Annotated in this window: 7 protein-coding genes; 6 read left to right on the top strand and 1 reads right to left on the bottom strand. The window is 54.5% G+C overall.

Annotation, left to right across the window (positions count from 1 at the left end; translation table 11 throughout):
* The 3 genes from QZP87_RS07470 to QZP87_RS07460 all read left to right on the top strand — a co-directional run.
* Positions 1-1,342: TolC family protein (locus QZP87_RS07470; protein ID WP_291322295.1), on the top strand; the 1,342-nt coding region annotated here is incomplete at its 5' end.
* Positions 1,343-1,454: 112 nt separating this feature from the next.
* A complete protein-coding gene (locus QZP87_RS07465) occupies positions 1,455-2,711 on the top strand; it encodes an efflux RND transporter periplasmic adaptor subunit (RefSeq protein ID WP_291322294.1) in 1,257 nt (418 codons plus the stop codon).
* 20 nt (positions 2,712-2,731) lie between these two features.
* The gene (locus QZP87_RS07460; protein ID WP_291322293.1) at positions 2,732-5,791 is read left to right on the top strand and encodes an efflux RND transporter permease subunit; all 3,060 of its coding nucleotides are present in this window, start codon (positions 2,732-2,734) and stop codon (positions 5,789-5,791) included.
* A gap of 229 nt (positions 5,792-6,020) precedes the next feature.
* On the opposite strand, the gene QZP87_RS07455 is transcribed toward QZP87_RS07460, so the two are convergent.
* Positions 6,021-8,438, bottom strand: coding sequence for an ATP-binding protein (locus QZP87_RS07455; protein WP_291322292.1), 2,418 nt, complete (start codon positions 8,436-8,438; stop codon positions 6,021-6,023).
* 766 nt (positions 8,439-9,204) lie between these two features.
* Between QZP87_RS07455 and QZP87_RS07450 the strand changes: the two genes are divergently transcribed.
* The 3 genes from QZP87_RS07450 to atpB are packed head-to-tail and all read left to right on the top strand — an operon-like array spanning position 9,205 to position 10,549.
* Positions 9,205-9,471 carry an AtpZ/AtpI family protein gene (locus QZP87_RS07450; protein ID WP_291322291.1) on the top strand — a complete coding sequence of 89 codons (267 nt, stop codon included), beginning with the start codon at positions 9,205-9,207 and terminating at the stop codon, positions 9,469-9,471.
* The gene (locus QZP87_RS07445) at positions 9,455-9,865 is read left to right on the top strand and encodes an ATP synthase subunit I (RefSeq protein WP_291322290.1); all 411 of its coding nucleotides are present in this window, start codon (positions 9,455-9,457) and stop codon (positions 9,863-9,865) included. The genes QZP87_RS07450 and QZP87_RS07445 overlap by 17 nt, the downstream gene beginning before the upstream one ends.
* Before the next feature lie 3 nt (positions 9,866-9,868).
* Positions 9,869-10,549: a F0F1 ATP synthase subunit A gene (gene atpB / locus QZP87_RS07440; protein ID WP_291322289.1), complete on the top strand. Its 681-nt coding sequence runs from the start codon at positions 9,869-9,871 to the stop codon at positions 10,547-10,549.
* Positions 10,550-10,670 lie beyond the last annotated feature (121 nt).

Below are 10,670 nucleotides of genomic sequence, written 5' to 3'. Positions count from 1 at the left end.
GATTATGATTATGGTTATGTTGGTGTCTTTACCTGTGGGTAACGCCCGGGCTGAAGGCCCAACGGTTTTAAACCTGGAAGAAGCAGTCAGGATGGGCCTGGAGCGCAACCAGTCCCTGCAGGCCGTGAGAGAACAGGTCAAGGGCCGGGAATACGGTACAAAATCGGCCAGAGGCGCATTCGGTCCAAGCCTGAGCACCTCTTATGGCTATACCAGGCTGGATGACAGACCCTCGACTCAGGTCCCTGAGGGTTTCGATCCCGATACCGGCAGGATAGAACGTGATACCAGGCATGGCAGCCGTGACGTTTGGGAACTGAACATCAACGTGCACCAGCCTCTTTTTACAGGGTTCAGCCTGCTAAGCAACTTCGAAAAGGCCAGACTGGCCCATGAGCAGTCCAAGTCCCAGTTAAGCCGTGCAGAACTGGATCTTATCCTGGAGATCCAGACCTCATTTCTGGATTTGCTCGCAGCCCGGGAAAATGTCCGGGTGGCAGAGGATTCGCTGGCCAGGCTTAATTCCCACCTGGACGTGAGCCGGTCTTTTTATGATGTGGGCCTGGCTCCAAAACTGGAAGTGCTGCAGGCCCAGGTGGACGTTTCCGAGGCCGAGCAGGACCTGATTTCCTCCCGGAACCAGGTGGATACACTGGAATCCAGGCTGGACATGCTGCTGGGGCTGCCCCGGTATAAAGAGGTCGAATACGAAGGCCGTCTGGAGTTTGTGCCTTATACTTTGGACCTGGAACAGTCCAGGGACAAGGCCCTGCAAAACCGACCCGATATCATCATCGCCGACAAGAGCATCCAGATGGCCCTCAAGGACAAGCGCATTACCGCCAGTGACATGTACCCCCACGTGGGGGCCAGCTTTGATATCTTCCGCCGCGGGGACGACCCCACTGTAAGCGGCTCTGCCATGCAGGACAGAAGCGAGTGGAGGGCCGGAGTGCAGATGCAGTGGAAACTGTTTGAATGGGGCAGGACATATTACGCCCGGGAAGAGGCCAGGCAGCAGACCAGGCAACTGGTTTCCGAGTACGAGGACCTGCTGCTGCAAGTCTCTTTTGAAGTCAAGTCCGATTATCTGCTCATCCAGGAAAGCCGCCAGAGAATCAAGGTTGCCAGGCAGGGACTGGAGGAGGCCAGGGAGAGTTACCGCATGGCCCAGGCCAGGTACGAGGCCCAGGTGGGGACAAGTACCGATGTACTGGATGCCCAGGCCAACCTGACTGCAGCCGAGGCCAGGCTTATCAGCGCTGAATCCGATTTTCTAAAGGCCGTGGCCTCCATCTACCGGGCCATGGGAGAAAAGAATATCGGCCTGAATGCCAACTGATTTCAGCAGGCCGCCTGTTGCGCTCCGCCTGGACTACGGTTGTTGCGGGGTGCTGCAGTGTTGACCCGCAGTAATTAATTCAGAAATCACATATTTTAAGGAGAGGCTTTAGATGCTTAGATGGGCTGTGCCCCTATGCACTACATTCCTGATTTTTTTCATAGCCTGTTGGGGCTGCGGGTGTGCGGTGCAGGAAGAGGAAAAGCCCCGGGAACAGTTCAGGCCGGTAAAACTTATGCAGGTCAGTGAGCCTGCTCCCGGCCTTCAACGGGTATTTCCGGGCAAGGTCCGGCCGCACCGTGAAACCCGGGTTTCCTTCAGGGTTTCCAACCAGTTGCAGACCCTGAAAGTGGATAAAGGAGAATTCGTGGAGCAGGGCCAGGTTATGGCCAGGCTGGATCCCAGGGACTTCAGGCTGGAGGTTCAAAATCTTCAGGGCAGCCTGGGGGAAGCCGTGGCTAACCTGAAAGCCATGCAGCAAGGAGCCAGGACCGAGGATGTCGTATCACTGGAGGCTGAGCTTGAGGCCGCCAGTTCCGCGGTCAGAGAGCGCAGGCTGCAGTACAGCCGGCATAAAGATCTTTATCAGCAGGGAGCTGTGGCCAGGGCGGAACTGGACCAGGCCGAGACCGCCCTGGATGAAGCCCTGGGTCATAAGAGACACCTGGAAATGGAGCTTCAAAAGGCGCTGACAGGGGCCAGGGACGAGGACATTCAGGCCATGGAGTCCAGGATAGACTCCCTGGAGGCGGCCCTGGAAGAGGCCATAAGCGCCCTGGAGGACTCAGTGCTGCGGGCTCCTTTTGCAGGTTACATTGCAGAAAAACACGTTGAAAACCATGAAAACATTTCAGCAGGCCAGCCGGTAGTCACCCTGCAGGACCTGACCCGGCTGGAAGTGGAGTTCGGCCTGCCGGAACAGATGGTTGTGCGCAAACAGGACATCACCCAAATCTTCTGCGTCCTGGATGCTTACCCGGGATTTCCTCTACCGGCCAGTTTAAAGGAGGTCTCTACCGATGCCAGGCAATTAAGTTATTCAGCAACAGCAATGCTGGTGGTGCCGGATGATATCCTGGCTCTGCCCTCAATGGCCGCCCAGGTGCATATCAGCCTTGCCGCCCCCGGACCGGACGAGGATTTCCTGGTATTCATCCCCGAGACAGCCCTTATTCCAGGCAACGGGGGCAAAGACCGGGTATGGGTTTATGATCCCGGGACTTCCAGGGTGCAGTCCAGGGATGTGCGCACCGGGGAGCTGGGTTCCTCCGGGGTGCAGGTGCTTTCCGGTCTCGGCCCCGGGGACCTGGTGGTGACTGCCGGGGCCCATTTCGTTCATGAAGATCAGAAAGTAAGACCTCTGGAATAATCCCCGCCTGCCATCCAATCATGAATATTGCAGAACTGGCCATTCAAAAAAAGAGTTTTTTTCTCTTTCTTACCCTGGTGCTGACTATCTCCGGCGTGATTGCCTACTTCAGCATGGGCAAGCTGGAAGATCCTGAATTCACCATCAAAACAGCGGTAATAATCACTCCCTATCCCGGTGCCTCCCCTACTGAGGTTGAAAACGAGGTCTCAGACCGCATTGAAAAAGCGGTCATGCGCATGGACCAGCTGGATTACGTCCAGACCGAATCCCGCCCGGGGGTTTCCATTACCCACGTGCACATGAAAGAAGACATCCCTGCAAAAGAGGTCCCGCAGCATTGGGACCGCCTCAGGCACAGGATTGCCGACGTCCGTCCCAAGCTGCCCCCGGGAGCCGGCGACCCGGAGATTATTGATGATTTCGGGGATGTATACGGGGTGCTCATCGCCCTGACAGGACAGGACTATACCTATAGAGAACTGCTGGACTATGCCGAGATAATCCAGAAAGAACTGCTTCTGGCTGATGAGGTGGCCAGGGTGGAGATATGGGGGGAGCAGCAGGAAACTGTTTTTGTGGATATATCCCGTTCGCGCCTGGCCGAACTGGGACTTTCCATGAACCAGGTCCTGGCCCTCATGGAAAGCAGCAGCATGGCCGCAGATGCTGGAGGAGCGGACCTGGGCAGGGAGCGGGTGCGTTTTGTCCTGGGAGGGGAGTTTGAATCGGTGCAGGACATCTCGGACCTGGTGCTGGGGTATGCTTCTCACCCTGAAATGGAGAGCATGATCCACCTGGGAGATATCGCCGAGGTCCGCCGGGGCTATCAGGATCCTCCTGCCAGCCTTATCCGCCATGACGGACAGAAGGCCCTGGCCATCGGCGTCTCCACCGTGTCCGGGGGCAACGTAGTGCACATGGGCCAGGAGGTCCAGGACACCCTGCAGGAACTGCAAAACAGGCTGCCGGTGGGGGTCCAGGCCCATTTCGTGGCCTTTCAGGCAGATAAAGTCACCGAGGCGATAAACACCTTTATGCTGAACCTTTTGCAGGCGGTGACCATTGTTATACTGCTGCTCCTGATATTCATGGGCATCAGGAGCGGTCTTATCATCGGCAGCGGCCTGCTTTTGACAATCCTGGTGACCTTTACCCTGATGCTGGCCCTGGACATGGACATGGACAGGGTCTCCCTGGGGGCATTGATCATTTCCCTGGGAATGATCGTGGATAATGCCATAGTGGTCACCGAGAACATGCTGGTAAAAATCCAGACCGGGACCAACAGGCTGCAGGCAGCAGTGGAGAGCGTCCGGGAAACCGGGTGGCCCCTTCTTGGAGCCACCCTGGTGGCGGTTTTTGCATTCATGCCCATAGTGCTGGCTGGAGACGATACCGGAGAGTACACCCGGGGGCTTTTCCTGGTGATAGCGATTTCCCTTCTGTCCAGCTGGATACTGGCCATGACCCTGACACCGCTCTGGTGCCACATGTTTCTGGGCCGGGGCAAAAAAGAAGGGCTGGTCCTGGAAGACCCTTATGCCGGCAGGATGTACAGGTTTTACCGCAGGCTCCTGCATGGCTGCATGCGCAGGAAAAAAAGTCTCCTGGCCGGCATGGCCCTGCTTTTCGTACTGGCTTTAATCGGGTTTCATTTTGTGGACAAGACCTTTTTCCCGCCATCAACCAGACCTCAGCTGAAACTTGACTACTGGCTGCCTGAGGGATCACGCATAGAGTCCACCTCGCAGGATTTGAAAGAGCTGGAAAAGGATATCCAGGAACATCCCGGTGTACAGAGCGTCACTTCCTTTATCGGGGAAGGCGCTCCCAGGTTTTACCTGGCCATGGAGCCCAAGATGGCCAATCCGGCTTTCGGGCAGGTGGTGATCAACCTGTACCGGGCTTCGGACCTGGATGAAGTCAAAGGGTTTGTCCGGGACTATCTGGAAAAGCATTATCCTTATGCCCAGCCCAGAGTACGCAAGTTTCCCATGGGGCCGCCGGTGGAGTTTTCCGTGGAGGTGCGCTTCAGCGGCCCCGAGGCGCATATCTTGCGGGACCTGGCCCGCCAGGCCGAGGAAATCATGAACAGGGACCATGATTCCAGGGAAGTGCGCAGCGACTGGCGTCAGATGGTCAAGACCCAGAGGCTGGAATACTCTCAGTCCAGGGGAATCCGCTATGGTGTGACCCGGGAGGATACCGCCAGGGCGGTGAAGCTCAATTTTGACGGACTCCAGGTGGGACTTTACCGGGAAGGGGACCGGATGCTGCCAGTAATCCTGCGTCCACCCGAAGAGTCCAGAAAACGCCTGGAGGATATCTTTGCCCTGGATGTCCGGGCTATGCAGGAAACCAGGGGCACCCCCCTGGGGCAGGTGGTCTCCGGGGCGGGCCTGGTCTGGGAAGACGGGGTGATCATAAGACGCGACAGGCAGAAGACCATCACTGCCCAGTGCGAGGCGGATACAGGAGGTGGTCAGGCCCTGATGGAGCGCATCCGAAGCGATATCGAGGCCATTGAGCTTCCCCCGGGGTACAGGATGCAGTGGGGAGGGGAATACGAGAAATCCAGGGACTCCCAAAGGGAAGTCATGTCCGGGGTGCCATTTAGTTTTCTGCTGATGTCCCTGGCAGTGGTGGGGCTTTTCAGCACCCTGCGTCAGCCGCTGATAATCGCCATGGTCCTGCCCCTGGCAATGATAGGAGTCACCCTGGGACTTCTGGCTACAAGTCAGCCCTTTGGATTTATGGCCCTTCTGGGTACCCTGAGCCTGTCAGGCATGCTGATTAAAAACGTGGTGGTCCTTCTGGACCGCATAGATACCAACCTGGATTCAGGGCAGGAACCCTACCAGGGACTCATCGATGCCAGCGTCAGCAGGCTCCGGCCGGTTATGATGGCCACTCTGTCCACTGTAATGGGCATGACCCCGCTTTTATTAGATATTTTCTGGTTGTCCATGGCCATAGCCATTATCTGCGGCCTGACCTTTGCCACGGTCTTGACCCTTCTGGTGGCACCTGTGCTGTATGCCCTGTTTTTCAGGATAGAAATGAGGGTGGAGCAATAAGTAATGATGCGACAGCAAAAAATCTATTTTACAGTCTTACTGTCACTACAGCGACATTTTGAACTAGAAGGGGACTGGCTCTTTTGCCGCCGAGAGCCCAGCCATTTTACGGTTTGAGTTCGGCAAAAGTGCCTGTCCCCGGCTTGTCCTTATAAGACAAATATAACACTTATATCGTGACAGATCCTTACCAGATGAAGTAACCGATACTCAGAACAGGCCAAGCCTTTTATTTCTTTCGCCTTTTTCCGGGGACCTTTTTGTCCGCCAGGTGGGCCAGATGCTGCAGGCTCTCGTCGGCCAGGCGGTAGATGGATCCAGGTGAAAATTTACCGTTGGTCAGCTTTTTACCGGCCCGGACCCCGGTGAGGATTTCCATGGCTTCTTCTATATGCAGGACGGCATGCACGTGAAACATGTTTTGCCTGACAGCCTGAATGACCTCTTCACTCAGCATAAGGTGGGCCAGATTATCTCTGGGGATTATGACGCCCTGTTCACCTGTCAACCCCTTGCGCCTGCAGAGCTCAAAATATCCCTCGATCTTGCGGGTGACCTCGCCCACCGCCATTACGGCCCCGGACTGGCTGATGGCACCGGTAAAGGCGTGGGACAGGTTTATGGGTACTCCGGACAGGGCCGAGAGCAGTGCCGCCAGTTCGGCCCCGGAGGCTGAATCCCCGTCGATGTGGGCGTAGCTCTGCTCGAAGCAGAGGCTGCCGGATAAGACCAGGGGCTTGTCCTGGGCGAACAGGTTCTGCAGGTAGCCCTTGATGATCATCATGCCCTTGGTATGTATCGGTCCCCCCAGTTCGGCCTCGCGCTCCAGATCCATTATTCCGCCGTGTCCCACACCGGTGGTGCAGGAGATCTGGTGGGGCAGGGCCAGGATGTAGTCCCCGTACATGCTCACCGAGAGCCCGTTGGCCCGGCCCACAGCATAACCTTTGGTCTGGACCCTGATGGCCTCTCGCTCGTATTCGGACAAGAATTCGTCTTCGTAGAGGTTCAGGCGGTACTTGCGGGCCTCAAGGGCTCTGTAAACAGAGTCCGCCTCAACTTTGTCTCCGCCGTTGATGCGGGCGAAAGCGTCGGCTTCCATCATGAGATCCGCCAGATGAGAGTACTTCAGAGAAAGCTTCTGCTGATCCCCGGCCAGGCGCGAGGAGTGATCCACCAGGGCGGCCACGGCCTCCCGGGTGAAATGGCTCAGGGAATTGTTGCGGGCTATGCCGGCCAGCACCAGGCTGTGGTTTTTAATGGTCGCCGGGGTCCTGGAGATGCTTTCCCTCAAGTGGGCTTTGATTTTGAAAAGCTTGCCGAATCTTTCGTCCGCTTCCAGCAGCAGTTCGTACATTTCATCCGACCCCAAAAGGATAATCTTGATATCCAGGCCGATGGTCTCAGGGCGGATGGTTCTGGTGCGCACCATTTCATACTGGTCCGCCGGGTCGTCTATCTCGGCCCTGCCGGAGCGCAGGCAGCGCAGGAGGCCTTCCCAGGCCTGAGGCTGGGAGAGGATGTCCTCTGCCCTGATGATCAGGAAGCCGCCATTGGCCTTATGCAGGCTCCCGGCTTTGATAAGGGTGAAATCGGTATAATAGGCCCCCATCTCTGTTTCACGTTCAATACAGCCCAGCAGATTGAAGTAATTGGGATTGTCCTCCACCAGAACAGGTGCTCCCTTGTGGGGGGAATGTTCCACCAGGATATTCACCCCGTAACGGGAAAGGCATACATCCTGTCCGGCCGACTGCTGTTCAACGGAACCTTCTGAAGGCTGTTCTCTGGGCTTGAAATGCTCCACATTCTCCAAAAGATCCTGCTTGATGTTGTCCATGTACTCCATGAGCCTGGGGTAGTCGGCGTATTTCTGTCGAATTTTTTTGAGGCAGGCGTCAATTCTGGAGCCGGCCACCTCCTGGTCCAGTTTACGTTCGTTTTCCTTAAGGTCCTGCTCTTTTCTGCTTATCTGCCTGGAAAGGCCCAGCAGGGCCTCCATGATGCGGTTGCTCTGCTGCATCAGGTCTTTTTTGACCTCCGGACCCAGCTTTTCAAATTCTTCCGGGTCCATGGCCTTGCCTTCCACCAGGGGATACAGGCTGAGGGAACCGTTCTCGTCTACGCTTAAACTGAACCCGCTTTTGTGGGCCTTGTGCTCCATTCGGGAAAGCAGGTTTTCCCGGGTCTCGTTGTATTCCTTGATAAGATCGCCGTGCTTGCGGATATAAAAATCCTGCTCAAAGCCGGCGGGAATGGATTCGCGGATTTTTTTGACCGCAGTCTGCAATTCCCGGCGAAAATCCCTGGCGCTGCCGGGGGGCAGGCTGATGGCAAGGGGATTGTCTGGGTCCTGAAGATTGTTGACGTATATCCAGTCGCCTGGAGTGGGCATTTTTGCGGCCCTGGGGCCCAGAAAGTCCAGTATGAACTGGTTGCGGCCCAGGCCCTGTTCTCCTGAGAGGTAGACGTTGTAGCCAGGGCGCTTGATGGATACGGCCAGTTCCATGGCATCAAAGGCCCTTTGCTGGAATACCTGCTCCTTATGCCTCCGGGCGGCGGTCCCTCCGGTGTGACTGAAGGGTATTTTTGAGGATGCAAGCCTGACGCAGAGCCTGGATGCCGGCACCATGTGTTTTTTGGTCATATATCCCTCTGGAAATACTTGATGTTTTTTTTATCTGTGTTATCTGTTTAGCGTTTTTAAGGAAAGCAGGGGACAGGCACTCCGGGACCCGCTTGAGCATCATTTTGTGCTCAATATGACTCATTTTCTGGGCAGGCGGGTCCCGGAAGAGCCAGTCCCCGTGCCACAGTTTAGTGTTTTTAAGGAAAGCAGGGGACAGGCACTCCGGGACCCGCTTGAGCATTATTTTGTGCTCAACATGACTCATTTGCTGGGACAGGCGGGTCCCGGAAGAGCCAGTCCCCGTGCCACAGTTTAGCGTTTTTAAGGAAAGCAGGGGACAGGCACTCCGGGACCCGCTTGAGCATCATTTTGTGCTCAATATGACTCATTTTCTGGGCAGGCGGGTCCCGGAAGAGCCAGTCCCCGGAGGTCAATTATAAGTTCCGCTGTAGTGTTAACAATTATCTGATAATTTTTCACTCTCCAGATGACAGAAAGGCTCCAGGATATCTGAAAAAAATCAGTTCGGGGAGAGACGGTCCCCGGAGATTTATGGAAAAGTTCCGCAGTTGTGTGAAGCGGTCAACGACATGTATAGTCAGGGCCAGGCCTTTTTGCAAGGCAGCCCCCTGTAGCAGGGGGTCACAGGGAGGAGGGTGAAAAAATCTTAGAAAAAAATAGATAGTGCAAAATATTACATTGACGTATCCTCAAATCATATGCTAGTAAGAGGTCATTGTGAACGAATGAACGATTCAGTGCATCAGGCGGAGATTCTGGCGGTATGATATTTAGATCCAAAAAAAAATCCGGCATGGGAGAAGGTTACTGGAAGGCATCCCTGCTGGGGATTCACCTGGTTACCTGCACTTTCGTAGGTTTGCTCATAGGTTATTTTCTGGACAGATGGCTGGGCACAGAGCCCTGGTTTCTGCTTGCCTTCCTGCTTTTTGGGATTGCAGCCGGTTTTAAAAACATGTACGTGGAAGTCAAAAAGATTCAGGAGACCGAGAAAAAAAAGGAACAGGAAGAAGATGAACGTCTGGGTTGAGAATTTTCTTTACAAACGGGGCCTTGTGCTCCCAAAGGTGCGCTTTCTGGTGCGCAATCAGCTTTATCTCTCGGTCCTGGGGACAATTGTGTTCATCCTGTTTTTTCCTCTTCCCTGGATAATCGGCTTTGTCATAGGGGCGGCGGTGGGAAGCTTCAATTTTTATTTCCTGGCCAGGCTGGCCCAGGAACTGGTATATATCCCCAAGGGTGCCACGATTCCTCTTCTGTTCAGCTTTTACACCCGGCTTATAGTCACCGGAATCATTCTGTACGTGGCCATAGTGTTCTGGAACGCAAATATATTCGCCCTGCTTATTGGGCTGAGTATTATACTGTTGAATGTTTTTATTTTCGGCATAACCCTGGTCGGTCAAAAATTCAAGGAGGCTTAATCAATGGAAGACTTATATCAATGGATGTTTTTAAGAGAATTTTTTCAGGCCCTGGGGCTGAACATCCCGCAGCATGTCCTCTATTCCTGGTTTTTCATCGTCATCCTGGTCCTGGTGGGCTGGATGGCCACCCGCAGGATGACCCTGGTGCCCAGGGGAGTGCAGAATTTTTTTGAATTCCTGATCAAGGCTATCGAGGACTTCGTGGTTGCCAACATGGGAGAGCCGGGCAGAAAGGTTTTTCCGGTGCTTTTCACCCTGCTCATCTATATCTGGGTGCTCAATATTTCCGGGCTGGTACCCAGTATTGACGCCGCCACCGCCAACATCAACACTACTGCGTGCATGGCCCTGTTTGTTTTTGTTTACTATAATTACTGGGGCATCAGGATTCATGGTGCCAAGTATATCAAGAAGTTCATGGGGCCCTACTGGTGGTTTGCGCCTATAATGCTACCCATTGAGATTGTCAGCCACCTGGCACGGCCGCTCTCACTGGCACTGCGTTTGTTTGGAAATATCAGAGCCGAGGAGATCACCATAGCCGTAATGTTTATCCTGGCTCCTATACTTGGTTCCTTGCCCATATTCATACTCTTTTTACTTCTTAAGACCATTCAGGCCTTTGTTTTCTTCATGTTGACCATGATGTATCTCAAAGAGGCCTTTGAAGAGGCACACTAACACTACAGCGAAACTTATTTATTTACCTCCGGGGACTGGCTCTCCCCGCACTTATTTTTTCCAATAAAACCAAGATCATTTTCAATAAAAATAAGTGCGGGGGTGCCTGTCCCCAATTGAG

The sequence above is a fragment of the Desulfonatronospira sp. genome (assembly GCA_003563255.1).
Taxonomy (GTDB): domain Bacteria; phylum Desulfobacterota; class Desulfovibrionia; order Desulfovibrionales; family Desulfonatronovibrionaceae; genus Desulfonatronospira.
The sequence above is the reverse complement of the archived record's forward strand: the minus strand, read 5'-3'. Positions and strand labels throughout refer to the sequence as shown.

Bases quoted from the DNA above. Each gene is read 5' to 3' on its own strand.
- QZP87_RS07465 (WP_291322294.1), top strand. From the start codon at position 1,455: ATGCTTAGATGGGCTGTGCCCCTATGCACTACATTCCTGATTTTTTTC.
- QZP87_RS07460 (WP_291322293.1), top strand. From the start codon at position 2,732: ATGAATATTGCAGAACTGGCCATTCAAAAAAAGAGTTTTTTTCTCTTT.
- QZP87_RS07455 (WP_291322292.1), bottom strand. From the start codon at position 8,438: ATGACCAAAAAACACATGGTGCCGGCATCCAGGCTCTGCGTCAGGCTT.
- QZP87_RS07450 (WP_291322291.1), top strand. From the start codon at position 9,205: ATGATATTTAGATCCAAAAAAAAATCCGGCATGGGAGAAGGTTACTGG.
- QZP87_RS07445 (WP_291322290.1), top strand. From the start codon at position 9,455: ATGAACGTCTGGGTTGAGAATTTTCTTTACAAACGGGGCCTTGTGCTC.
- atpB (WP_291322289.1), top strand. From the start codon at position 9,869: ATGGAAGACTTATATCAATGGATGTTTTTAAGAGAATTTTTTCAGGCC.